Annotated in this window: 21 protein-coding genes and 2 pseudogenes; 15 read left to right on the top strand and 8 right to left on the bottom strand. The window is 67.0% G+C overall.

Annotated elements, in window-relative coordinates; all coding sequences use genetic code 11:
• Positions 1-56: 56 nt before the first annotated feature.
• The 5 genes and pseudogenes from stf0 (at position 57) to VE759_RS19455 (ending at position 5,740) form a co-directional block, all read left to right on the top strand.
• Complete coding sequence (gene stf0 / locus VE759_RS19435; protein WP_324935461.1) at positions 57-860, top strand: trehalose 2-sulfotransferase; 804 nt, start codon at positions 57-59, stop codon at positions 858-860.
• The gene (gene cysD / locus VE759_RS19440) at positions 857-1,783 is read left to right on the top strand and encodes a sulfate adenylyltransferase subunit CysD (RefSeq protein ID WP_324935464.1); all 927 of its coding nucleotides are present in this window, start codon (positions 857-859) and stop codon (positions 1,781-1,783) included. The genes stf0 and cysD overlap by 4 nt, the downstream gene beginning before the upstream one ends.
• Positions 1,783-3,696, top strand: a complete 1,914-nt coding sequence (gene cysC / locus VE759_RS19445) for an adenylyl-sulfate kinase (protein WP_324935466.1) — start codon at positions 1,783-1,785, stop codon at positions 3,694-3,696. The genes cysD and cysC overlap by 1 nt, the downstream gene beginning before the upstream one ends.
• A gap of 1 nt (position 3,697) precedes the next feature.
• Positions 3,698-4,927 (top strand): FAD-dependent oxidoreductase, encoded by a 1,230-nt coding sequence (locus tag VE759_RS19450; RefSeq protein WP_324935468.1) that lies wholly within the window; start codon positions 3,698-3,700, stop codon positions 4,925-4,927.
• Positions 4,928-4,931: 4 nt separating this feature from the next.
• A pseudogene (locus tag VE759_RS19455) lies at positions 4,932-5,740 on the top strand (amidohydrolase family protein).
• On the opposite strand, the gene VE759_RS19460 reads toward VE759_RS19455, so the two are convergent.
• Entirely contained in the window at positions 5,716-6,495 is a 780-nt protein-coding gene (locus VE759_RS19460) for a trans-aconitate 2-methyltransferase (protein ID WP_324935470.1), read from the bottom strand. The pseudogene VE759_RS19455 and the gene VE759_RS19460 sit on opposite strands and share 25 nt — an antisense overlap.
• 91 nt (positions 6,496-6,586) lie before the next feature.
• Between VE759_RS19460 and VE759_RS19465 the strand changes: the two genes are divergently transcribed.
• From VE759_RS19465 to VE759_RS19475, 3 genes are all read left to right on the top strand, one after another.
• On the top strand, positions 6,587-8,545 hold the full coding sequence (locus tag VE759_RS19465) for an ArnT family glycosyltransferase (protein ID WP_324935471.1): 1,959 nt from the start codon (positions 6,587-6,589) through the stop codon (positions 8,543-8,545).
• Positions 8,546-8,558: 13 nt separating this feature from the next.
• Positions 8,559-8,909 carry a hypothetical protein gene (locus VE759_RS19470; RefSeq protein WP_324935472.1) on the top strand — a complete coding sequence of 117 codons (351 nt, stop codon included), beginning with the start codon at positions 8,559-8,561 and terminating at the stop codon, positions 8,907-8,909.
• Positions 8,910-8,971: 62 nt separating this feature from the next.
• A complete protein-coding gene (locus tag VE759_RS19475) occupies positions 8,972-10,171 on the top strand; it encodes an alpha/beta hydrolase family protein (RefSeq protein WP_324935473.1) in 1,200 nt (399 codons plus the stop codon).
• A gap of 88 nt (positions 10,172-10,259) precedes the next feature.
• Here VE759_RS19475 and VE759_RS19480 read toward each other — a convergent pair whose 3' ends face one another.
• The 3 genes from VE759_RS19480 to VE759_RS19490 are packed head-to-tail and all read right to left on the bottom strand — an operon-like array spanning position 10,260 to position 12,994.
• Positions 10,260-11,150 carry a class I SAM-dependent methyltransferase gene (locus VE759_RS19480; RefSeq protein WP_324935475.1) on the bottom strand — a complete coding sequence of 297 codons (891 nt, stop codon included), beginning with the start codon at positions 11,148-11,150 and terminating at the stop codon, positions 10,260-10,262.
• Positions 11,150-12,046: a class I SAM-dependent methyltransferase gene (locus tag VE759_RS19485; protein ID WP_324935477.1), complete on the bottom strand. Its 897-nt coding sequence runs from the start codon at positions 12,044-12,046 to the stop codon at positions 11,150-11,152. Before VE759_RS19485 ends, VE759_RS19480 begins: the two co-directional genes overlap by 1 nt.
• 39 nt (positions 12,047-12,085) lie before the next feature.
• On the bottom strand, positions 12,086-12,994 hold the full coding sequence (locus tag VE759_RS19490) for an oxygenase MpaB family protein (RefSeq protein ID WP_324935479.1): 909 nt from the start codon (positions 12,992-12,994) through the stop codon (positions 12,086-12,088).
• A gap of 95 nt (positions 12,995-13,089) precedes the next feature.
• On the opposite strand from VE759_RS19490, the gene VE759_RS19495 reads away from it, so the two are divergent.
• Positions 13,090-13,701, top strand: a complete 612-nt coding sequence (locus tag VE759_RS19495; RefSeq protein WP_324935481.1) for a TetR/AcrR family transcriptional regulator — start codon at positions 13,090-13,092, stop codon at positions 13,699-13,701.
• 32 nt (positions 13,702-13,733) lie between these two features.
• Positions 13,734-14,558, top strand: coding sequence for an SAM-dependent methyltransferase (locus tag VE759_RS19500; RefSeq protein WP_324935482.1), 825 nt, complete (start codon positions 13,734-13,736; stop codon positions 14,556-14,558).
• A gap of 4 nt (positions 14,559-14,562) precedes the next feature.
• Here VE759_RS19500 and VE759_RS19505 read toward each other — a convergent pair whose 3' ends face one another.
• The gene (locus VE759_RS19505) at positions 14,563-15,111 is read right to left on the bottom strand and encodes a hypothetical protein (protein WP_324935484.1); all 549 of its coding nucleotides are present in this window, start codon (positions 15,109-15,111) and stop codon (positions 14,563-14,565) included.
• Between the two features lie 9 nt (positions 15,112-15,120).
• Positions 15,121-15,702 (bottom strand): VOC family protein, encoded by a 582-nt coding sequence (locus VE759_RS19510; protein ID WP_324935498.1) that lies wholly within the window; start codon positions 15,700-15,702, stop codon positions 15,121-15,123.
• A gap of 116 nt (positions 15,703-15,818) precedes the next feature.
• Between VE759_RS19510 and VE759_RS19515 the strand changes: the two genes are divergently transcribed.
• The 4 genes from VE759_RS19515 (at position 15,819) to VE759_RS19530 (ending at position 20,818) form a co-directional block, all read left to right on the top strand.
• Entirely contained in the window at positions 15,819-16,433 is a 615-nt protein-coding gene (locus VE759_RS19515) for a TetR/AcrR family transcriptional regulator (RefSeq protein WP_324935500.1), read from the top strand.
• A gap of 1 nt (position 16,434) precedes the next feature.
• Positions 16,435-17,559, top strand: a complete 1,125-nt coding sequence (locus VE759_RS19520) for an alpha/beta hydrolase (RefSeq protein WP_324935485.1) — start codon at positions 16,435-16,437, stop codon at positions 17,557-17,559.
• Positions 17,535-18,533: a 2-hydroxyacid dehydrogenase gene (locus VE759_RS19525; RefSeq protein WP_324935486.1), complete on the top strand. Its 999-nt coding sequence runs from the start codon at positions 17,535-17,537 to the stop codon at positions 18,531-18,533. Before VE759_RS19520 ends, VE759_RS19525 begins: the two co-directional genes overlap by 25 nt.
• Positions 18,534-18,610: 77 nt before the next feature.
• Entirely contained in the window at positions 18,611-20,818 is a 2,208-nt protein-coding gene (locus tag VE759_RS19530) for an acyl-CoA dehydrogenase (protein WP_324935487.1), read from the top strand.
• 26 nt (positions 20,819-20,844) lie between these two features.
• Here the strand turns inward: VE759_RS19530 and fadD2 are convergent, their stop codons facing one another.
• On the bottom strand, positions 20,845-22,527 hold the full coding sequence (gene fadD2 / locus VE759_RS19535; protein ID WP_324935489.1) for a long-chain-fatty-acid--CoA ligase FadD2: 1,683 nt from the start codon (positions 22,525-22,527) through the stop codon (positions 20,845-20,847).
• A gap of 55 nt (positions 22,528-22,582) precedes the next feature.
• Between fadD2 and ligD the strand changes: the two genes are divergently transcribed.
• Positions 22,583-23,818 (top strand): non-homologous end-joining DNA ligase, encoded by a 1,236-nt coding sequence (gene ligD / locus VE759_RS19540; RefSeq protein WP_324935490.1) that lies wholly within the window; start codon positions 22,583-22,585, stop codon positions 23,816-23,818.
• Between the two features lie 32 nt (positions 23,819-23,850).
• Here ligD and VE759_RS22955 read toward each other — a convergent pair.
• Positions 23,851-23,985, bottom strand: a pseudogene (locus tag VE759_RS22955) (glycogen/starch/alpha-glucan phosphorylase); the annotation flags it as partial.
• Positions 23,986-24,066 lie beyond the last annotated feature (81 nt).

Here is a 24,066-nt window from a genome sequence, read left to right on the forward strand (position 1 = left end):
GCGTGAATTGATTGGCTTATTCGCGATGAAAGAGCTTTCCCCGTTAGGCTTTCCCCGTGGCCGATAGACCGTCGTCCTACCTGGTACTTGCCTCGCAGCGAAGCGGCAGCACGCTGCTGGTGGAGTCCCTGCGTGCGACCGGTGTGGCGGGTGAACCCCAGGAATTCTTTCAATATCTGCCTCGCACCAGCCGGGCGCCACAACCCCGCGAATGGTTCGCCGGCGTGGAGGACGAATCGATCCTGCGTCTCCTCGACCCGCTCGACCCCGGCACCCCCGATCTCGCGCCCGCGGAGGTCTGGCGCGACTACGTCCGCACGGTGGGCCGGACACCGAACGGCGTGTGGGGCGGCAAGCTGATGTGGAACCAGACGTCGCTTTTGATGAACCGCGCCAAGAATCTGCCGGACCGCTCCGGCGACGGCCTGCTCGCGGCAATCCGGGACGTGCTCGGCTCCCACCCTGTGCTGGTGCACGTCTACCGCCCCGACGTGGTGTCGCAGGCGGTCTCGTTCTGGCGGGCCGTGCAGACCCAAGTATGGCGGGGACGCTCGGATCCCAGACGCGACGCGCGCGCCGAGTATCACGCCGGTGCCATCGCCCACATCATCACGATGCTGCGTGACCAGGAAAAGGGTTGGCGCACTTGGTTTGACGAGGAGAACATCGACCCGATAGAAGTGGCATACCCGGTGCTGTGGCGCAACCTGACCGAGGTCGTCGGCACCGTGCTCGAGGCACTCGGCCTCGACCCGGGGCTGGCGCCGGCGCCCGCCGTGGAGCGCCAGGCCGACCAGCGCTCCGACGAGTGGGTGGAACGCTATCGCGCGGACGCGAAGAAGGCGGGACTGCCGACATGACCGCCTTGGCACCCGCCGTCGACGCGCGACGCGTCGACGAACTGCGGCTGCTGGAAGCCGAGTCGGTATACATCATCCGTGAAGTAGTGGCCGAGCTCGCGCGCCCGGTGCTGCTGTTCTCGGCGGGCAAGGATTCCATCGTTCTGTTGCGCTTGGCGGAGAAGGCTTTTCGGCCATCGCCGCTGCCGTTCCCGGTGATGCACGTCGACACCGGGCACAACTTCCCCGAGGTCATCGAGTTCCGCGACCGCAGGGTCACCGGCCGCGGCCACAAGTTGATCGTGGCGTCGGTGCAGGAGTCGATCGACCGCGGCCGGATACCCGATCCGGGCCCGGGCGCCTCGCGCAACCGGCAACAGACCCGAACTCTGCTCGACGCTTTGGACGCGGGCGGCTTCGACGCCGCATTCGGCGGGGCCCGGCGGGACGAGGAACGCGCCCGCGCCAAGGAGCGCATCCTGAGCTTTCGCGACGAATTCGGCCAGTGGGACCCCCGCGCGCAGCGGCCCGAGCCGTGGTCGTTGTACAACGGGCGGATCAAGAAGGGCGAGCAGGTCCGGGTTTTTCCGTTGAGCAACTGGACCGAGTTGGACATCTGGCGCTACATCCAGCTGGAGAATCTGGAGCTGCCGTCGATCTACTACGCGCACGAGCGCGAGGTGTTCGAACGCGACGGCATCCTGCTCGCCGTGTCCGAATACGCCAAACCCGAAGGCGCGGAGGCGTCAGCGGTGGAATGGGTGCGCTACCGAACGGTAGGTGATCTGACCATCACCGGTGCGGTGAGGTCCAGGGCCACCGACATCACCCGCGTCATCCGCGAAATCTCCGCTGCCACTGTTTCGGAGCGCGGGGAGACCCGCGCCGACGACCGCACGTCGGCTGCGGCGATGGAGGACCGCAAGCGCGAGGGGTACTTTTGATGGCCGCGCCGAAGGCCGCCCCGAAAGCGCCGCCGCCGGCGGCGGTGACACGCCAGCTGCTGCGGATCGCCACGGCTGGTTCGGTGGACGACGGCAAGAGCACACTGATCGGCAGGCTGCTGCACGACACCGACAGCCTGCCGCTCGACCACCTCGAATCGGTCACCGACGAACATGGCGTCGCGGACCTCGCCGCGCTGTCCGACGGGCTGCGGGCCGAGCGGGAGCAGGGCATCACGATCGATGTCGCGTACCGGTTCTTTTCCACCGACACCCGCAGCTACATCCTGGCGGACACGCCGGGACACGAGCGCTACACGCGCAACATGTTCACCGGTGCGTCCAACGCCCACGTCGCAATCATGCTCGTCGACGCCCGTGCCGGCGTGCTGCGGCAAACCCGCCGGCATGCGCGCATTGCAAAGTTGCTCGGCATCAAGCACTTTGTCGCGACGGTCAACAAGATCGACCTTATCGACTTCGACCAGGTCCGGTTCACCGAAGTCGAGGATCAACTCCGGCAGATGGCCGCGCGGCTGGGTGGCGTGCCTGACCTGACCGTGATCCCGATCGCAGCGGTGCACGGCGACAACGTCGTACACCGCTCCGATCGCACACCCTGGTACAACGGACCGACGCTGCTGGAGTATCTGGAAAGCGTGGAGTTGGCGGCCCCGCACGCCGAGGCGTCACGGCTGCGGCTGCCGATTCAGTGGGTATCGCGGCCGGCCGACAACCGGCGCCGACGCTACACGGGCAGGCTGTCGTCCGGAACGCTTTCCGTCGGAGACCCGGTGATGTCGCTGCCGGCGGGCACCCGCTCAACAGTCACCGCTGTGGACACCCTGGACGAGGGTCGCACGGTTGCTGTTGTGCCGCTGTCGGTTTCGATCGAGCTCGCCGACGACATCGACATCGGCCGGGGCGATGTGTTGGTCAGCGGCGCCGACGATGCGGTGCTGCCGGTGCTGGCGCGCGAACTCGACGCGACGGTGTGCTGGTTTGCCGACCGGCCGCTACGCGCCGGGGATCGGCTCGCGCTCAAACAGGCCACGACGACGGTTCGAGCGACCGTGCAGGAGATGCACACCAGGCTCGACCCCGAGACGCTCGACGAGCTGGACGGACCGGTCGAGTTGGCGCTCAACGACATCGGCACCGTCACGCTGCGAACGAGCTCGGTGCTGGCCGCCGACGCGTATGCCGACAACCGCGACAGCGGCGCGTTCATCCTGATCGACGAGGCCACCAACGACACCGTCGGCGCCGGAACGATTCTGGAGCCACGGGAACTCAAACCGGGCGCGCACACCCGCACCGACATCCGTTGGCATCCCTCGTCGCTGGACCGGGCCTACCGATGGCGGGCCACCGGCCAACCCGGGGCCACCATATGGTTCACCGGGCTGCCGGCATCCGGCAAGTCGACGATCGCGGTTGCGGTGGAGCGGGCACTCGTTGAATCCGGCCGGGTGGCCTACCTGCTCGACGGCGACAACCTGCGTCACGGGCTGTCGGACGATCTTGGCTTCTCCCCCGGCGACCGGGCCGAAAACATCCGCCGCGTCGGCCATCTGACCCGGTTACTGGCCGATGCCGGGGTGGTCGCGCTGGCGTCGCTGGTGTCGCCGCTGCGGTCCGACCGTGAGATCGCGCGCACCCTCAACGACGCCGCCAAGCTGCCGTTCATCGAGGTCTACGTCGCGACGGCGCTGACCGAATGCGAGAAGCGCGATCCGAAAGGACTGTACGCGCGGGCCCGGCGTGGCGAAATGAAGGGGCTGACCGGTGTTGACGCGCCTTATGAACCGCCGGAGAATCCTGATCTTGTGCTCGACACAACCGGGACAGACATCGACGAACTGGTCGCGCGGGTGATCGCGGTGCTCAACGACCGCAGCCCGCGAGACTAAAATGGCCGACGCCACGACGTGCGTGATCATCGGCGGCGGCCCGGCCGGGATGGTGCTCGGGCTGCTGCTGGCTCGAGCCGGTGTAGAAGTCACGGTGCTGGAGAAGCACGCCGACTTTCTGCGTGACTTCCGTGGCGACACAGTACATCCCACGACGATGCGGCTTCTCGACGAGCTCGGATTGTGGCAGCGCTTCGAGGCCCTGCCGCACAGCAAGGTCGAGCAGGCGACGTTCGAGGTCCGCCCGGGACGCCCGGTCACCGTGGTCGACTTCCGGCGTCTGCACCAGCCTCACCCGTACATCGCGATGGTGCCGCAGTGGGACCTGTTGAATCTCATCGCCGCAGCCGGCGAGTCGGAGCCCACGTTCGCGCTGCGCATGCGCCACGAAGTCACGGGGCTGCTGCGCGAGGACGGCAAGGTCACAGGTGTGCGGTTCCAGAGCCCGGGCGGGCCGGGCGAACTGCGAGCCGAGCTGACCGTGGCCTGCGACGGTCGGTGGTCGCTGGCCCGTCGCGAGTCCGGGTTCGAGACGCGGGAATACCCGGTGGATTTCGACGTGTGGTGGTTCCGGCTGCCGCACGCCCGCGGGGCGGAATTCGCCCTGCTCCCGCGCACCGCGCAGGGGAAGGCCATCGTCGTCATCCCGCGCCAGGATTACTTCCAGATCGCCTACCTCGGACCGAAGGGCACCGACGGGCAGCTGCGGGCCCGGGGCCTGGAGGCGTTCCGCCGTGACGTCGCCGAGCTGCTGCCCGAGGCGGCCGGGTCGGTCGATTCGCTGAAGTCACTGGACGACGTCAAGCACCTCGACGTGCGGGTGAATCGGCTGCGCCGCTGGCACACCGATGGCATGCTGTGCATCGGTGACGCCGCCCATGCCATGTCGCCGGTGGGCGGAGTCGGCATCAACGTGGCGGTGCAGGACGCTGTCGCCGCCGCGACGCTGTTGGCCGAACCGCTGCGGCGGCACAGTGTGACGACTCGCGACTTGGCCGCGGTTCGCCGGCGCCGCATCTTGCCCACCCTGGTGACGCAGACGCTGCAACGGTTCCTGCACCGCCAGCTGCTTGCGCCGATCCTGCGCGGCGAGAGCGCCCGCCCACCGATGGCTGTGCTGGGCTTGGTCGAACGTGCACCGTGGCTCTCCGTCGTGCCGGCTTACCTGGTCGGCGTCGGAGTCCGGCCCGAGCACGCTCCGCCGTTCGCGCGCCGATCGGCCACGGTCTGACGACATGACGGCAGATGCGGAGGCGGTCCGGCGCGTCTGGACCGAGCTCGGACTGCCCGGAATCATCGATGTCCACACGCATTTCATGCCGAAGCGGGTGATGGACAAGGTGTGGGCCTATTTCGATTCCGCGGGACCGCTGCTCGGCCGCACCTGGCCGGTCAGCTACCGGATCAGTGAAAGCCGCCGCGTTGACACCCTCAGGGAGTTCGGAGTGCGGCGGTTCACGTCGCTTGTCTATCCGCACAAACCGGACATGGCCGCCTGGCTGAATCAATGGGCCGACGAGTTCGCCCGCGCCACGCCGGAACACGGGTGTTCAAGGCGCATATCCAAGTGGGCGACTATGATCCGAACGATCCGCTGCTCGACGCGGTGTGGGGGATGATCGAAGCCGCCGGCGTGCCGGTCGTCATCCATTGTGGCTCGGGCCCGGTACCGGGCAGCCACACCGGGCCTGATCCGGTCCGGCGACTGCTGCGGCGCTACCCCGGCCTGCGGCTCATCGTCGCGCACATGGGCATGCCGGAATATGCCGACTTCCTAGACGTCTGCCTGGAGTTCGCGAACGTCCGGCTGGACACCACGATGGCGTTCACCCCCTTCACGCACGACACCATGCCGTTTCCGCCCGGACAGCTGCGTCGGCTGCATCAGCTCGGGCAGCGCATCTTGTTCGGCAGCGACTTCCCGAACATCCCCTACCCGTACGCCGACGCGTTACGCGCCCTGATCGATCTCGACCTTGGCGACGAATGGCTGCGGAACGTGCTGTACCGCAATGCCGCTCAGCTGTTCGGGGTGGAGGGCTGATGACCGACCGCGAAGACCCGGCGGAACGCAAACACCGTGCCGTGCGGTCCGCGCGGGTACGCCTCGCGCAGCCGTGCGGCGAACTGCGCGCAGAATTCATCGGCGTCGTGCGGCGACAGCGCCGCCAGCAGCGGGCGTAGCCCGGTGCCGCGCATCCATTCCAGCACCGGGTCGTCGCCGTGCAGCACGTGGAGATACGTCGTCTCCCAGACATCGGCCACCATGCCGGCGTTCAGCAGCACCTGTGCATACGACTCCGGTGTGCCGACCGCGTCGCCGTGGTGCACCACGTTTCGCAGTTCCGGGGCCCAGCGCTGCTCGTCGGCGAGCGACCGCAGCAGGGTGTGCGACGGCGAGTTGAAGTTGCCCGGCACCTGCACCGCGAGCCACCCGCCGCTCGGCAGCGCGGACGCCCACTGCGCCATTAGCTGCTGATGCCGCGGGACCCATTGCAGCGCAGCATTGCTGACGATCACGTCGACGTCGCCGCCGGGCCGCCAGTCGGCGGCATCGCCCATCGAGAATTTGACGCCCGGCACTTTGGTCGAGGCGGCGATCATTTCCGGTGATGAGTCGATGCCCTCGACGGTGGCGTGCGGCCACCGCTGCGCCAACAGCCCGGTCAGATTCCCCGGCCCGCAGCCGACGTCGACGACGTGTTTCGGCGCGCTGGTCTCGATCCGCGCGGTCAAGTCAAGGAATGCGCGGTTGCGTTCGTTGGCGAACCGGCCGTATTGAGCGGGATCCCATCGCATCGGCCCAGCGTATCGACGTCACCGACGCTCACAGGGAGTTCGCAGCGGGCATCCAGCCCCGACGTCAGGATGAGCAGGCACCGTGACACCCATGACCGCGCTTGTCCACAGCCGCAAGGCCGCCCCGACCGAGGCGACACCGACCGCGCCGCGCGACCGCTGGCCGCGGTTGGCGCTGGCCGGCCTGCTGGCCGCCACCGCAGTGCTGTACCTGTGGAACCTGTCGGCAAGCGGATACGGCAACACCTTCTACGCGGCGGCCGCGCAGGCCGGCTCGCAAAGCTGGTCGGCGTGGTTCTTCGGATCGTTCGACGCGCAGAACTTCATCACCGTCGACAAGCCGGCCGCGTCGCTGTGGGTGACCGGGCTGTCCGTGCGGCTGTTCGGCATGAACAGCTGGGCGGTGTTGGCGCCGCAGGCTCTGATGGGCGTCGCGACCGTCGCGGTGCTGTACGCGACGGTGCGCCGGGCGATTCCGGATCGCACCCTCGGCGCGGTGGCCGGGCTGGCGGCCGGGGCGGTGCTGGCGCTCACCCCGGCGGCCGCACTGATGTTCCGGTTCAACAACCCCGACGCGCTGCTCGTGATGCTGATGACTATTGGCGCGTATTGCGCCACGCGGGCGGTCCAGGCCGCATCGTGGCGGTGGTTGGCGCTGGTCGGCGTCGCGCTGGGCTTTGCTTTCTTGACCAAGATGCTGCAGGGCCTGCTGGTGCTCCCGGCGTTCGCCGTGACATACCTGCTGTTCGCGAACACCGGCTGGCTGAGGCGCGTCGCTCATCTCGCGACGGCTGCGGTGGCGTTGGTGGTGTCGGCCGGATGGTGGGTGCTGGCGGTGCAGCTCACCCCGTCCACCGCACGGCCCTACGTTGGCGGATCGACCGACAATTCGGTGCTCAACCTGGCGCTTGGCTACAACGGCTTGGGCCGGATCTTCGGCCACCGCGGCGGCGGACCAGACCCGGGCGGTCAACACGGACCTGCGCCGGTGCCTGGCGGCTACGGCGCCCCACCGGGCGGTCCCCGCGGCGGGTTCGGCCCCGGCAACGGCGCCGCCGGTTCGGCTTTCGGCGGCCCCACCGGCTGGCATCGGCTGTTCGGTTCGGAAATGGGCTACGAGATCTCCTGGCTGCTACCGGTCGCACTATTCGCGATCGTGTTCGGCAGCTACCTCGCCGCTCGAGGCAGGCTCAGCCGCGGGGAGCGGGCCGCGCTGGTGCTGTGGGGCGGATGGCTGATCGTCACCGCGGTGGTGTTCAGCTACATGAGCGGCGTCGTGCACCCGTACTACACGGTCGCGCTGGCGCCGGCCGTCGCCGCGTTGACCGGGCTGGCCACGGTGTGGGCATGGCGGCGGCGCCGAGACTGGGACGGGCGGGTCGCAATCGCGGTGATGATTGCGCTGGCCGCGGTGTGGTCGCTGGTGCTGCTGCATCGCGCGCACTTCGGCCCGGAATGGCTGCACTGGCTGATGACGGGCGTCGCGCTCGCGGCGGCGCTGGTGCTGATCGCGGCCGGCGCGGTGGGATGGGAACGCGCGGTCACCACGGCCATTGCCGCGGGCATCGTCGCCGGCTCGGCGGGTACGGCGGCATTCGCGATCGCCACCGCGGCCACGCCGCATCACGGCGGTATCCCGGCCGCGGTAAACACCGCCGACGCACACGCGATGGGCGGCCCGCCCGGCGGAGGCTCCGGCTTCGACAGGCAGCAGGACAACGCGCAACTGGCCGAGTTGCTTGCGGCCACCAACACCACGTGGTCGGCGGCGACGAACGGTGCGCAAACGGCCTCCACGCTGGAAATTGCGTCCGGCACATCGGTGATGGCCATCGGCGGCTTCAGCAGCGGCGACCCGGTGCCGACCCTGCAGCAGTTCGTCGACTACGTTCATGCAGGCAAGATCGGCTACTACGTGGCGGCCGGTGACGGCCACGGCAGGCCACCGGGCCCGCCGCGCTCCTCGAACGCGCAACAGATCGCGGACTGGGTGGCACACAACTACACCGCCACGACCGTCGGCGAAACGACCGTCTACCGCCTGAGCTGAGCAGGAGAGCACATTGGGCCTACCCGGCGGGGCACCGCTGGCGGCGCTGGCCGCCGTCGCGTCGCTCGCGACGCTGACCGCATGCGCTGGATCGTCGAGCGGTCCGGCGTCGACCACGAGCACGCCGCAAACCTCACACGGTGCATTCGGCGACTGCATGCGTGCCCACGGTATCCCGGACCCGCCGCACAGCCCGGTTGGTCCGCCGTCGGGCGTCGCGCAGCCGCCGGGGCCCGGCGGAACGCCGCAGGCCCCGCCCGGCGGAACGGCGCAGGCCCCGCCCGGCGTCGATCAAGCCACCTGGGACAGCGCGATGCGGGCCTGCGGCTCACTCGCGCCAGCGGCGCCCGGACCGAGAGGCTGAGCTAGCATCCGTTCGGCGCCCCCATCGGGCGGTTACAACTGGCAGAGAAAGGCCAGCCGACAATGACGTCAAGCGCTGACCCCGTCGATCCGCCGGTACCAGTTCCGAATGTTCCTGGTGCCGACGCCGATGCCCGCGGCCTGCCGGACCGCAGCGAGTTGACCGCACGCCAGCGGTTCATCGTCGACGCCTCGGCGATGGCCGACATCGGGCTGCGCACCTTCGTCGCCTCAATAGTCGGGGCTGCGATGCTGCCGCCGATCGCCGCGGAGATGATCCGTGGCTCGGCAACCACGCGCGAACGCGAAAACCTGGCGTTCTACGCCGAACTGGCCGCGGGGCACGATCCGATCAAATCGTTTCCGGCGCCGAAGTCCGCCCCACGCATTTACTCCCGGCCGGCCAACCCGGTGGCCGAATGGATGGCCAACGGCCACGTCCACAACATCAAATTCGCCAGCAGCTTCGAGCCCGTCAACCCGGCGATGCGGCACTCTTGGCGCCGCCTGTCGCGCAACAACGTTGTGTGCGCGCAGCATTGGCGCCACGACGACGGACCGCATCCGACGCTGTGTCTGATACACGGCTTCATGGGGTCGCCGTATCTGCTCAACGGGCTGTGGATGTCGCTGCCGTGGTTCTACCGGTCGGGCTACGATGTGCTGCTTTACATGCTGCCGTTCCACGGCCGACGTGCCGAAAAGTACTCACCGTTCAGCGGATACGGCTACTTTTCGCACGGGTTGACCGGGTTCGCCGAGGCCATGGCCCAAGCCGTGCACGACTTCCGTTCGATCGTCGACTATCTGGAGTACACCGGCGTCGAGAGGATTGCTCTCACGGGCATCTCACTCGGCGGATACACCACGTCGCTGATCGCCGCGGTCGAGCGCCGGTTGGCGGCCGTCATAGCGAATGTGCCTGTGGTGTCGGTCGAGGCGGAGATGGAAACCTGGTTCCCGGCGAACAAGTTGTTCGGTGTCGGCCGCCGAATCGCGGGCATCGGCCGGGAGGAGTTTTCCGCCGCATCTGCGTACCACTCGCCGTTGAACTATGAGCCGCTGATTCCGAAGGAACGCCGGCTCATCATCACCGGGCTCGGTGACCGGCTCGCGCCGCCCGAGCAGGCCGAGCTGCTGTGGCGTCACTGGGATCGCTGCGACCTGCACTGGTTTCCGGGCAACCACATCTTGCACGTCAGCCAGCCGGACTATCTGCGGCGAATGTCGCGGTTCCTGCGCAAATTCATGTTGGACGGGTAGTCCTGCGTGTCAGGGCCGCAATGGTCCTAGGGTGCAGGAAGATCGAGGTCATGTTGGCGGTCGAGCTGCTCGCGGCGGACTGGATCCGCTAACTGCGGTTTGCGGTGATCAGGCTGATGGTACTGATCAAGTGGCGTCCTTGGGATTTCGGCGGGGGCACCGCCACGCCCAAGGAACCGAGATAGTCATGCAGCGTGACGGCAACCACGTCCCAGTCGTGCTTCCGAAACCACTCCACAGGATCGCTGTGTTGCTCGTTGTAGACCAGTGACCAGAACGGGTGCGGGTCCTGGGTTTCCAGCTCGCGATTGCGCGCCGCCTCGACCAGGTCTGGGTCCGCTGGAGCAAGCTGCTCGAGCGCAACTTGACTGCCGCGGCCGGCCAGGCCGTTGATCGCGGTGAACAGCTGATCCCGAGTCATCGCCGGCAGATACATCAGCAGGCCCTCGGCGATCCACGCTGACGGCGTGGCAGTGTCAAAGCCATTGTCGGCTAACGCCTGCGGCCAGTCATCGCGCAGGTCGATGCCGACGTCCCTGAGCTCCGCGGTCGGCGCGTGGCCATGATCCACGAGTACCGTGCGTTTGAATTCCAACACTTTCGGCTGATCCAATTCGAAAACGACTGTGCCGGCCGGCCACGGTAGCCGATAGCCGCGCGAGTCGAGCCCGGCGGCGAGGATGACCGCTTGGCGCACGCCGGCGCCGAGGGCGGAGGCAAAAAACTCATCAAAGAACTTGGTCCGAGCGCCTTGAAAGCTCTGGAAGAGCTGACCGAACGGTGTGTGCAGGCGGTGGTCGGGCGACTTACCGTCGATCAGATCTGCCCATAACCCGCCAGCCGCCCGGCAGAGATCGGCCGCGTACGGATCCACGGCCACGGGTTGCGGCTTCTGCGATTCCAACGCGCGCGCCGCAGCCACGAACAACGCGGTAGCTCCGACGCTCGTCGTGACGTCCCAGCTATCGTCGTTACGCATCAGCCGCGTCTCGCATTGACGAGACAGATCCTGTCCACCATCGTGGCCGATTCGGACTCTGGCCCGGGCAGAGGACGCCCCAGCGAACGCAGGTGCTCGGTCAGCGGTGTGGCGGACGTCGTCCAGCCGCGCTCGCGGAACCACTGTGCGGCTGGTGCGTGCTGTTCGTTGTAGACGAGCTGGAACCATTCGCCTCGGCCGTCGTCATCGGCGCGTGCTGCCTCAACCCTGGCCCGGAATTCGTCAGCGTCCAAGGGCGCCCCCTCCTCGAGGGCGAGATGGCTGCCGGAGGCGGCCAGCGAGTGGATACCGCCGAAAAGCTTGTGCTGCGCGGCGGACGGTAAGTAAATCAGCAACCCCTCCGCTATCCATGCCGACGGCTCTAAAGCATCGAACCCTCTGTCTGCCAGTGCTTCTGGCCAATCCTCGCGTAGGTCGACGGCGATTTCGCGACGCTCTGCTTTCGGAGTGTCGCCGTGACTGGCGAGCACCTTGCGCTTGAATTCCAGTATCTGCGGTCGATCGAGTTCGTAGATCACGGTGCCGTCCGGCCACGGGAGCCGGTAGGCGCGCGAATCCAGCCCGGCGGCCAGGATGACCACCTGCCGCACACCGTCTTCGGAAGCTGCACCGAAGTACTCATCGAAGTACTTGGTGCGCGCGCCCAGATAGTCGACGAAGTGTTCGCCGAATTCGGTCTTCAGCCGGTGGTCAGGGGCCTTGCCGTCGAGCAGGTCGGCCCATTCGCCGCCGACGGCTCTGCAGAACACGTCCGCGTACGGGTCCACGGCCAGCGGCTCGGGCTTTTGTGCCTCCAGCGCGCGCGCCGCGGCGACAAACAACGCGGTCGATCCGACGCTTGTGGTGATGTCCCAGGTGTCATTCTCGCTACGCACGCGACCGAGGTTACGCGCGAACGGAGGTCTTCCGGGTCGCTACACCAACGGCCGTCCGGTCCTGATCCGCCAGTCCAGGTCGCGCAGCAGCACGTTGAACGGAAATTCCCGCAGCGGCCGCGGCGAGAGCATCGTGACCACCCGTAGCACCGCGATCACGCGGTCAAACAGCTTTTGCCGCCGCGCAGTCCAGGGTAACCTCATCTCGTCGCGAAAGCGTTGCGGCAGAAAGCCGGTCGTGATCAGGATGGAAAAGCTCTCCAACGGCTTGCGCATGAGCCGGGGCACCGGAAACGCGGGCCTGGCGGCCGCAATCGGATACAAGTAGGCCCGCACCGTGTCGTCAATGCGCACGCGCTGAAGGGATGCCTGCCAATACTTGTCGAATGCGGCGCGGTTCGCCGGCCAAATCTCCGGAGGCACCTGCAGCGTCGTACCCAGCGTCATGCCCTGCCGATAGTGCTGGTCCGCCAGTTCCTCGTCCATCTCCCCGACAAACATGCGATACACGTCGACCGCGCCCTTGTAGAGGCACGCAGCGACCCACAGCTGCAGTTCGGGATCGAACGCGTTGTAGGACACCGGGCTATCCGGCGTCGAATACACCTGCGCGTGCGCCTGGTTCACGGCACGGCGAAAGGCCGCCTTCTGCTCGTCAGTGCCCATGGTGGCAACCGCCAGATAGGTGAAGGTCGTACGTGCCCGCTTGATCGGGTGTAGATCGATCCGTCCGCTTTCCACTCTGCTCTCGATGACGCCGTATCCGACACCGGGCCGCGCCAGCTGCATGATCACGTTTGCGGGGCCCGCCAACAGCGCCATGCCGATCAACCCTGCGGACAGTCCTGGCTTGCGGGAGCCGAAGAACGACCGCCTCGGCAAGGCGACCGCGGCATCCGACTTGCCGACCGATCGCTCGACGCTCCGGACCGGCCCGGTGACGGTCATCGGCCCTCCCATCCCCGTTTCGCGTGATTGCCCAATTCTGCGAACGTATGTTTCCTGATTCTCGCGGCGGCGGCCCGTGCTGTCAAGATGGTGGCATGAGTGTGCGGCCCTACCGCGGCGTTCAGCCGGCCGACCGGTTGGCGCAGCGGCGCCGGCGACTGCTCGACGCGGGCCTGGACATCCTCAGTTCGGACCCGGCCGCGCTCACGGTTCGCGGTATCTGCGCGCGTGCGGGTGTGGCTGCGCGGTATTTTTACGAAAGCTTTTCGGACAAGGACGAATTCGTGGCCGCAGTCTTCGACGCGGTGAGTGCCGAGATCGCGACTACCACGCAGGCCGCGATGGCGGCGGCGCCGCCGGACGAGCAGACACGCGCCGGCGTGGCCAACATCGTGCGGACGATTTCGGGCGATCCACGAATCGGCCGGCTGCTGTTCAGTCCGGATGTGGCCAACGCCGTCTTGCTGCGCCGGCGGGCGGAGTCGGGGGCGGTGTTCGCGATGCTGTCCGGCCAGTACGTCGGCACCACCCTGAATCTCGAGGAGAACGACCGGATCAGGGCCACCGGGCACTTCGTGGTCGGCGGAATGGCGCAGGCAATCAGCGCCTGGCTGGCCGGTGTAGTGAGCCTGACCCCCGAAGAGCTCGTCGACCAGTTGGCAGCCATCCTCAACGAGCTGGGCGATCCGGCGCTGTATCGGAGTTAACGCCGCTGCGGCCGAGTGCGCATGATTGCGGTATGGACAACACCAAGCGGGCGGTAGCGAGCACCGGACGGCTCGTGGCGGCCATGCGCGCCGAGGAAACCCAACGCGACGACCGGCTCTTCACCGACCCGTTCGCGGAACGACTGGCCGGCGAGGAGGGCCGGAGGCTGCTCGCGGAAGCCGTGGCCGCGACCGGGACGCCCTCCGCACAGATCGTCGTCCGTACGCGGTTCTGGGACGAGGCGCTGTTGCGGGCCCAGGCCGACGGCGCGAGGCAGTTCGTGATCCTCGCGGCGGGCATGGATGCGCGTGCGTATCGACTGCCATGGCACGCCGACACGACGGTGTATGAGGTCGACCAGGCCAATGTGATAGCGGTCAAGGACGAGCTGTTGGCCGGCGAGCGACCTCGATGCCGGCGGGTGACGATCGGCATTGACCTGGCCAACGACTGGCCGAAGGTGTTGCAATCCCAGGGTTTTACGACCACGGCCAAAACAGTGTGGCTGGTCGAGGGACTGCTCCAGTACCTCGATGCGTCGGCCGTCGAGATACTGTTCGCCCGCATCGACTCGCTGTCGACGCCGGGTTCCGGGCTGCTCTACGACGTCGTCGGCGAGACACTGAGGGCCGCGCCGTTCCTGCGGCCGACCCTGCAATTCATGGATCAACTCGGGGCGCCTTGGCTTTTCGCGACGGACACACCGGCCGCACTCATCGAACCTCTGGGTTGGACCGCCGTGGTGACCGATGCGGCCGAGCCAGGTCGTCGGTGGAATCGGTGGCCGCATCCCGCCGTCCCGCTCGATGTGCCCGGGGTACCGCGCGGCTATTTCGTCGAGGCGACAAAGACGTAGCGGCTCACGGCAGCAGCGGCACCTGCCATAGCGGCATCCCCGGATCCAGAAACCACAGCCGCGTCGCGGTCAGGCGCAGAATTCGCAGCGCGCCACTGATCAGCAGGATTGCCAGCGGCAGCTCCCCGAGCACAGCGGTCAGGACCGAAACCCACCTGTCGTCGGGCCCGGCCGTCATGACATCGAACCAGGCGTCGCAAATCAGCAATACGCCGGTGGTGAACGCGGCGAGGATCAGCAGCTGCCGGCGCAGAAAGCCGAGCAATGCGGTAGTGGCCATGAACAGCACCAGCAAGCTGTCGAAGCCCACCCAGGTCGCGGGCCAATTATTGGCGACGTACTTCTCCGGAAGCGTCAAGGCAAGGTAGACGATCCACGGGATCAAGCTGATTGTTGCGCCGATCATCAGCGTCAGCCGCGTTCGGTGAATTCTGCTGAATGTGGGCGCCGGCACCAGCTCGCCGATGGGCCGTTCCAGGCGATGAATCAGATCGCGGCGCTCGGCCGCCGACATCGCGGCGATCTGCGCGTCCGACACCACGCTCTTGTTCATCGTCGGCGGTTAGGTTTCGGCCACCACCGGCGGGCGGCGGTCGGCCGCGGTCTTCGGCGCCACCTTCGTATCGGCGTCGGTGAATTCCTTGGTCCAGCAGGCAAATTCAAGGGTGATGCCGTCGGGGTCATGGAAGTAGAAGGAGCGCACGTACACGCCGGGATGCAGCTCGCGCGCGACCTGCGTCTCGCTCTCGTCGTGGTTGAGCACCGGGCCGACACGCACCCCCTTGTCCTTGAGCCGGCGCCGGTACTCATCGAACTTCTCGGCCGGCACATGGAAGGACACATGATTCATCGAGCTCACCGCGCTGGTGATGTCGCCGATGCCCGGAAGCTGGGCCGGCGACGAGATGCCCGGCACCGCATCGGGCGCGTCGCGGAACCAGAAGAACGCGACGCAGTCGCCGTTGCCGGCGTCGAAGAAGAAGTGCTGACCGGTCCCATCGGGCAGGTCCAACGCCTTGATCAACGGCATCCCGAGCACGTTGCTGTAGAAATCGACGGTGCGGGCCATGTCGGAGCAGACCAGCGCAACGTGATTGATCCCGCTGAGTTGGAATTCGTTATTGGTGTTGCGGGGTTTGATCATCGTCATCTCCTGGAACCGCTGGCCAACGACCAGATCTGAATCTAACATCAGGTTCAGATTCGGATCAATGAGCCGCTCGAACCCGCAGGAGCACTGTGTCGGCACAGCCCAACTCGATGGGCCACCGCGACCCGTTGCCGACCGCGCGCGGCCGCCAGACCCAGGCCGCTATCGACGCGGCCGCCCGCACGGTGATAGCCCGCAAGGGCATTCTGGCGACCACGATCGCTGACATCGCCGCGGAGGCGAACCGCTCGACGGCGTCGTTCTACAACTACTACGACTCCAAGGAGGCGATGGTCCGCGAATGGGCCCTGCGGTTTCGCAATGAGGCGAATGAACGCGCGAAATCGGTGACCCGACACGGGCTTACCAATCGGGAACGGGTATATGAGTCGGCCGCCGCGCACTGGCACACCTATCGGCACCGGCTCGCCGAGATGATCGGTGTGTCGCAGCTGGCCATGGTGAACGCCGACTTCGCCGAATACTGGTCAGACATCTGTGCGATCCCGATCTCGTTCATCACGAAGATGGTGCGGCGGGCGCAGGCCGAGGGTTACTGCGCCGACGATGATCCGCACCTGATTGCGGTGGCGATCGTGTCGATGCTCAACCAGTTTTGCTACGCGCAGCTGGGTGGCGACAATCCGGATGTCGACGATCAGGCATGCATAACCACGCTGGCGAATATCTTCTATCGAGCGATCTATTGCAGGAAGGCCGCCTGAGATGAACACCACGCCGGGAGTCATCCGCGAGTTCGTCGGGCTGCCGTCGTCGACGGCCCGGCGCGCCGGCGCCGGAGGTCACCCGTGCCAGGGGCTCTATTACCGCGGCGTCGGGCGCAAGCCGAAGGTGGCGATCATCGCCACCCACTATCAGATCGACTTCTCCGAGCACTACCTCGCCGATTACCTGGCCACGCGTGGCATCGGCTTCCTCGGCTGGAACACCCGGTTCCGCGGCTTTGAAAGCAGCTTTCTGCTCGACCACGCGCTCGTCGACATCGGCGTCGGGGTGCGCTGGTTGCGCGAAATCCAGGGCGTGGAAACCGTTGTGCTGCTCGGTAACTCCGGTGGCGGATCCCTGATGGCGGCATACCAGTCACAAGCGGTCGAACCCAATGTCGTCCCGCTGCCCGGCATGCGGCCGGCCGCCGGCCTTAACGAGTTGCTGCCCGCCGACGGCTACGTGGCCAGCGCCGCGCATCCCGGGCGTCCGGACGTGCTGACCGCGTGGATGGACGCGTCGGTCATCGACGAGAACGACCCGGTGCCCACCGATCCGGAACTCGACCTGTTCGACGAGCGCAACGGCCCGCCGTACCCGTCGGAATTCGTCAAGCGCTACCGCTCGGCACAGATCGCGCGCAATAACGCGATCACCGACTGGGCGGAGACCGAGATGAAGCGGGTGCGCGCGGCCGGCTTCTCCGACCGGCCGTTCTCGGTGATGCGAACCTGGGCCGATCCGCGGATGGTCGACCCGAACCTCGAGCCCACCAAGCGCCCGCCGAACACGTGTTACATGGGTGTCCCGGCGAAGGCCAACCGGTCGCCGCACGGCATCGCCGCCGCCTGCACGCTGCGAAATTGGCTGGGCATGTGGAGCCTGCGCCACGCCCAAACCCGCGCCGAACCGCACCTGGCCCGGGTCAGCTGTCCGGCGCTGGTCATCAACGCCGAGGCCGACACCGGCGTCTTCCCCAGCGACGCCCAACGCATCTTCGACGCCGTGACCAGCGACGACAAGTCACAGACGTCGATCAACACCGACCACTACTTCACCACACCCGGAGCGCGCAGCGAGCAGGCCGATACGATCGCCAAGTGGATCGCGAAGCGGTGGCGCTAAGAGTTCTGGCCCACTTCGTCGCCACCCCGAAGGTGCTGGATTACGTTGCACCGCAGACTGATTGGCTCGATATCCGGTATTGCGCCGAAGATGATGACGACACCTTCTACCGGGAGCTGCCGGAGGCCGAGGTGATCTGGCATGTGCTGCGGCCGTTGTCGGCGTCCGACCTGGAAAAGGCGCCGCGGCTGAGGCTGGTGCACAAGCTCGGCGCTGGGGTCAACACGATTGACGTCGAGGCCGCGACGGCGCTGGGCATCGCGGTGGCCAACATGCCGGGTGCCAATGCGCCGTCGGTCGCGGAGGGCACCGTGCTGCTGATGCTGGCCGCGCTGCGGCGGGTGGTCGAGCTCGACCACGCCACCCGCCGGGGCAGGGGGTGGCCGGCCGACCCGTCGCTCGGCGAAACCGTGCGCGACATCGGCGGCTGCACGGTGGGGCTGGTCGGTTACGGCAACGTTGCGCAGCGCGTCGAGACCATCGTCGCCGCGATGGGCGCGACGGTGCTACACACCAGCACCGCCGACGACGGCACACCGCGCTGGCGGTCGCTGGCCGAGCTGCTGGCCGCCAGTGACATCGTGTCGCTGCACCTGCCGCTGACGGACGCCACGTCGAATCTGCTCGACGCCGCCGCGCTCGCCGCGATGAAACCCGAAGCGGTGCTGGTCAACACGTCGCGCGGGCCGATCATCGACGAGGCCGCGCTTGTCGATGCGCTTCGCGACCGGCGGCTGGCCGCCGCGGGGCTGGACGTCTTCGCGGTGGAGCCGGTGCGGACCGACAACCCCGTGCTGGCCCTCGACAATGTCGTGCTCACGCCGCACGTGACCTGGTACACCGTCGACACCATGCGCCGCTATCTCGCCGAGGCCGTCGACAATTGCGAGCGGCTGCGGGACGGGCGCGAACCGGGAAACGTGGTGAATGCCGACCGCCTCGATCGGACCGGCGGACGATGGCGCCGACGATGACGGCCCCGCATGGGCAAACCTGACCAACGGGTAACCTCGTAGCCAACCGACCGGTTATTTGAGGGAAGGGCAACGTCATGCCGATCGCGATCACTCCCGAGCACACCGACCTGGCCGATTCTGTGCACGCCCTGGTCGAGCGGGTAGCGCCGTCGGAGGTGCTACATCAGGCGCTGGAAACCCCGATCGAGATTCCCCCGCCGTACTGGCGGGCCGCCGCCGAACAGGGCTTGCAGGGCGTACACCTGGCCGAATCGGTTGGCGGCCAGGGTTTCGGCATCCTCGAGCTGGCGATCGTCGTCGCCGAATTCGGCCGCGGCGCGGTGCCCGGCCCGTTCGTCCCATCGGTGATCGCCAGCGCGCTCATCGCCGCACATGACCCCCAGGCCAAGCTGCTGGGCGACCTGGCGTCGGGCGCGACGATCGCCGCGTTTGCGCTGGAATCGTCGCTGACGGCCACCCGGCAGGACGGCACCCTGGTCGTCCGTGGCGAGGCGCGCTCGGTGCCCTCGGCCGCGCAGGCTTCGGTGCTGGTGCTGCCGGTGGCCGGGCTGGATCCGGAGACCAGCGGGACCGAATGGGTGGTGCTCGAGGCCGACCAGCTCGAGATCGAGCCGGTGACGAGCGTCGACCCGCTGCGGCCGGTCGCCCACGTCCGCGCAAACGCCGTCGAGGTCGGCACCGAGCGGGTGCTGAGCAATCTGGGCGTCACGTCGGCCCGGGCGCTGGTGTCAACGCTGCTCTCGGCGGAGGCCGTCGGTGTCGCGCGGTGGGCCACCGACACCGCGTCGGCGTACGCGAAGATTCGCGAGCAGTTCGGCCGGCCGATCGGGCAATTCCAGGGCATCAAGCACAAGTGCGCCGAGATGGCCGCCGACACCGAACGGGCCACCGCCGCGGTGTGGGACGCTGCCCGCGCAGTCGACGATGCGCTGGAAAAGGGTTGGGGAACGGCGGATATCAATGCCGAGTTCGCCGCGGCCGTCGCCGCAACGCTGGCGCCGGCTGCGGCGCAGCGGTGCGCGCAGGACTGCATCCAGGTGCACGGGGGCATCGGCTTCACTTGGGAACACGACACCAACGTGTACTACCGGCGGGCGCTGGGCATTAATGCCGCGTTCGGCCGCGCGGCGGACTATCCGCAGTCCGTGCTCGACACCGCGACCAAGGGGCTACGTAAACTCGACATTGACCTGGACCCGGAGACCAAAAAGCTGCGCGACGAGATCCGCGCGGAGGTTGCTGCGCTGAAAGCGATTCCGCGTGAAGAGCGCGTTGCGGCGATCGCGGAAGGCGGCTGGGTGGCACCACACCTGCCGCGGCCGTGGGGTCGTGGCTCGAGCCCCGTCGAGCAGATCATCATCCAGCAGGAGTTCACCTCTGGCCGGGTCAGGCGGCCACAGCTGGGTATTGCGGCGTGGCTGGTGCCGTCGATCGTCGCGTACGGCACCATGGAGCAGAAGGAGCGCTTCCTGCCGCCAACCTTCCGCGGCGAAATGATTTGGTGCCAGTTGTTTTCCGAGCCGGGCGCCGGCTCGGACCTGGCGAGCCTGACCACCAAGGCGACGAAGGTCGACGGTGGCTGGCGGATCACCGGCCAGAAGATCTGGACCACCGCCGCGCAGTTCTCGCAGTGGGGCGCGCTGCTGGCGAGAACGGACCCGAGCGCCCCGAAACATAATGGCATCACGTACTTCCTGCTCGACATGAACAGCGAGGGCGTCGAGGTCCGACCGCTGCGCGAGCTGACCGGCGGCGCGATGTTCAACACGGTCTTCATCGACGACGTATTTGTGCCTGATGACCTGGTGCTGGGCGAGGTCAATCGCGGATGGGAGGTCAGCCGCAACACGCTGACTTACGAACGGGTTTCGATCGGCAGCGGTGAGCCCCCGTTCCTCGCAACGCTCGACCAGCTCGTCGAGTTCGTCCGTGACGGCCAGTTCGACCAGGTCGCGCAGAACCGGGCCGGGCGACTGATCGCCGAGGGCCACGCGGTCAAGGTGCTCAACATGCGGTCCACGCTGTTGACGCTCGCCGGTTACGACCCGATGCCCTCGGCTGCGGTTTCGAAGCTGCTGTCGATGCGCACCGCGCAGGGTTACGCCGAGTTCGCCGTGGCGTCATTCGGCACCGACGGCGCGATCGGCGATCCCGAACACCTGCAAGGGCTTTGGGCCGAGAAGCTGCTTGCCAGCCGGGCAACGACGATCTACGGCGGCACCTCGGAGGTGCAACTCAACATCATCGCCGAGCGGCTACTGGGCCTGCCGCGCGATCCGTAGACTTTTTGCGGCGCAAGGGGCTTGGGTTAGACGTCCATCTTGCGCAGTTCGCGCTTGAGGATCTTGCCGGTCGGATTGCGCGGAAGCTCGTCGAGGAAGACGACCTCGCGCGGGACCTTGTAGCGGGCGAGGTGCTCCTTCACGTATTTCTTCACCGCATCCTCGTCGAGGTTGGATTCCTTCTGCTTCACGACGAATGCGCGCAGACGAGCGCCCCACTCCTGGTCGTCGACGCCCAATGCGGCGACTTCGACGACGTCGGGGTGTTCGTTGATCAGGTCTTCGACCTCGGCGGGAAAGACGTTCTCCCCGCCGGAGACGATCATCTCGTCGTCGCGACCGCTGACGTAGAGCAATCCGTCATCGTCGAAGTACCCGACGTCGCCGGATGACAGCAGGCCGTCGATGATCTGCTTGCCGCCTCCGCCGGTGTAGCCCTCGAACGGGAAGGCGTTGCCAACGAAGATGCGGCCGACTTCGCCCTGGGGCACTTCCTTTGCATGCTCGTCGAGGATCTTGACCTTCACGCCCTTGACCACGGGGCCGACCGTCGCCGCATTCTTCTCCAGGTCTTCCGGGCGCGCGATCGTCGCCAACGCGATTTCCGTTGAGCCGTACATGTTGTAGACAACCGGTCCGAGCGTCTTGAGCGCGCGGCTGGCCAAATCCGGGCCCAGATTCGACCCGGAGACGAACACGATCCGCAGCGACGACAGATCCGGCGGCCGGTCTATCTGCTCGAGCGCGTCGAGTATTCGAGACAGCATGACCGGTACCACGATAAGCGCTGTGACACGGTGCTTTTCGATGTCCTCCAGTATCACCGGCGGTCGGAATTTGCGGTGCAGCACCAGCGTGGAGCCCAAAGCCATCGCGACCGTCGCGTGCAGGAAGCCGAGCGCGTGGAACATCGGCGCCGGCAGGGAGGTGACCTCACCGGAACGGAACGGCACCGCCGACAAGATCCCGCCGATGGGTTGCAGGCTGGGCGGCGTCTTACGGGTGGCACCCTTTGGCGTACCGGTGGTGCCGCTGGTGAGAATCACGATCGAGGAATGCTTCGACGGCTTGGGCGCCGGCTCCTTGCTGCTGCGCTTGATGACGTCGGCCAGCGTGTCGTCGCCGCTGCCGGATTCCTTGTCGGTGTCCGGGTTGATGCCCAACGCCCGCAGTCGGCCGAGCTCGAAGTTCGCCTGCTTTACCCCGTCGCTGTATTCGTCGTCGTAGATCAGCAGCCGGGCGCCCTCGCGGTCGGCGACCTCGGCGATCTGACGCGGGGAAAACTCGGTGTTGAGCAAGATCACCCGGGCTCCCGCGCGCGCGCAGGCATAGTGCGCGATGCAGAACCAGCGATGGTTGCGGGCCAGGATCGCGACGCCGTCACCACCGCGGACGCCCAGCTCGATTAGGCAGTTCGCCACCGCGTTCGCCGCGTCGTCGAGCTCGCGGAAGGTAAACGTGCCCTCGTCGTCGATGATCGCGGTACGATGCGGTGTTCGGCGTGCGTTGACGGCGGGCAGGAAGCCGAATTCGCCCCACTTCACCAGGTCGGCCGCCATCGCCGCGACATTGTGGGGTGCCTCCAACTTCAGTGCGCCCGACTCGACCAGCTTGCGCAGATAGTGGAACTCGGATGATCCGCGATCGGCGTACTGCCGCGCCATGGAGGTGACCTGCGATGCAATCTCAGCAAAGGGAAGGGAGGGCATATTACTACCTTATGTGACGAGGGTCTCACTGCGGATAAGTTCTTAGGATGGCGATATGGCCTCTCCTCTGTCGCTGGATGTGGACGGCCGCGAGGTCAGGATCACCCATCCCGACAAGGTCGTTTTCCCCGACGACGGCCACACGAAACTCGACCTGATTCGTTATTACCTCTCGGTTGCCGAGGGCGCGCTGCGCGGTGTCGCGGGCCGGCCGATGATCCTGAAACGCTTCGTCAAGGGCCTCTCGGAGGAGGCGATCTTCCAGAAGCGGGCACCGGAAAAGCGACCTGACTGGATCGAGGTGGCCGAGCTGCGGTACGCCTCCGGGACGTCGGCCAAGGAGGCCGTGATTCGCGACGCGGCGGGGCTGGCGTGGGTAAACAACCTCGGCTGCATCGACCTCAACCCGCACGCGGTGCGGGCGGAGGATCTCGACCACCCCGACGAACTACGCATCGACCTCGACCCGATGCCCGGCGTGCCGTGGCAGCAGATCCTCGACGTCGCGCTGGTGGCCCGCGATGTGCTCGCCGACCACGGCCTGACCGGCTGGCCGAAGACGTCCGGATCGCGCGGGTTTCATGTTTATGCGCGCATCCAGCCGCGCTGGCCGTTCAAGCAAGTGCGGCTGGCCGCTGAGTCGGTCGCGCGCGAGGTCGAGCGCCGCGCACCGGAATTGGCGACCGCGCGGTGGTGGAAGGAAGAACGCCAGGGCGTATTCGTCGACTTCAACCAGAACGCCAAGGATCGCACCGTCGCGTCGGCGTATTCGGTTCGTGCGACCGCCGATGCGCGTGTGTCGACGCCGCTGCACTGGGACGAAGTGGCGCAGTGCCGTCCGGAGCAGTTCACGTTGACGACGGTGCCGCAGCGGTTCGCCGAGATCGGCGACCCGTGGGCGGGCATGGATGACAGCGCCGGAAAGCTCGACGAGCTGCTGGAGTTGGCCGAGCGGCTCGGTCCCGCGGAGAAGGCGCCGAAGGGCGCACGGGAAGGAGGCGACGGGCGCCGTCAATCCAAGATGCCGCTGATCGAAATCGCCCGTACGAAGACCAAGGAAGAGGCGATGGCGGCGCTCGACACCTGGCGCAGTCGCCATCCCGAAGCCGCCGAGCGGCTGCAGCCCGCCGACATCCTGGTCGATGGAATGCGCGGTCCAAGCTCCATCTGGTATCGGATCCGGGTCAATCTGCAACATGTGCCCGCCGAGCAGCGGCCGCCACAGGAGCCGCTGATCGCCGACTACAGCCCGTGGATTGGCTACTCGGGAGCGCAGTTTCGTCGCGGCTGAGCAGATGTCATCGCAGTACTCTGCGACGGTCCCCTGAGGTCCGGGTTGGCCACCGCCAAAAAACGCCGCGGCGTGACACCGTTGGTCTTGTCGCTGAACCGCTCTGGCCACAGGTCGTAGAAGTCTTTGAGCACATTGGATTTCAGAAGCTCAGAGTGCAACGCCGCCCCGCGTGGGCGTGCGAAGCTACTGCACCCGCAACAGCCTCATCTCGGCCAGGCGTTGCGGCAGCGCGTCGACGTGCTCGG

The sequence above is a fragment of the Mycobacterium sp. genome (genome assembly GCF_035640695.1).
Taxonomy (GTDB): domain Bacteria; phylum Actinomycetota; class Actinomycetes; order Mycobacteriales; family Mycobacteriaceae; genus Mycobacterium.